Here is a 568-nt window from a genome sequence, read left to right on the forward strand (position 1 = left end):
TGCATCGACGATTGTGCCGGAGCGCAGACGTTGACCCTTGCGCGCCAGATACGCGTTGACGGCGTCCAGCATCCGCGCGGCCAGGCCTTGGGTTTCCAGCAGGCGGCGAAAGTTGAGAATCGTGGTCTCGTCGGGCACGTTGTCCAATCCACCTAGCTGGGCAAAACGCCGCAGGGTCGGGATCTCATGCAAGGCTTCTTCCATCGCCGGATCGCTCAGCGCGTACCACTGTTGCAGCAGATGAATCCGCAACATCGTGGTCAGTGCGTACGGCTGCCGACCTGGCCGTCCTGACACCGGATCGTGCCGTGCAATCAGCGCAAGCAACTGCTGCCATGGCACCACTTTCTCCATCTCACTCAGGAAGATTTCGCGGCGGGTCTGCTTGCGCTTACCCAGATCCTCAGCGTCACCAAACGTCAGTTGCATGGATCACTCCTCAACGTAGCTGTGTAGTGTCGCGCATCTGGGGACGTTGTTCAGAGGTTCCCTAAGAGCCTGTTCAAAGTCTTCTAAGCAGCAACGCCAGGAACGCCAGGTGGATCATCTGCAAGCTGGTGTTGAGCTG

The 568-nt window shown here is 59.0% G+C and carries 1 protein-coding gene; it reads right to left on the reverse strand.

What is annotated here, in order from left to right:
• Nucleotides 1–429, reverse strand: a 429-nt coding sequence (locus XpopCFBP1817_RS21095) for a transposase (protein ID WP_146090208.1), incomplete at its 3' end; no start/stop codon positions are given.
• Nucleotides 430–568: the final 139 nt, after the last annotated feature.

Source organism: Xanthomonas populi, from assembly GCF_002940065.1.
GTDB lineage: Bacteria > Pseudomonadota > Gammaproteobacteria > Xanthomonadales > Xanthomonadaceae > Xanthomonas > Xanthomonas populi.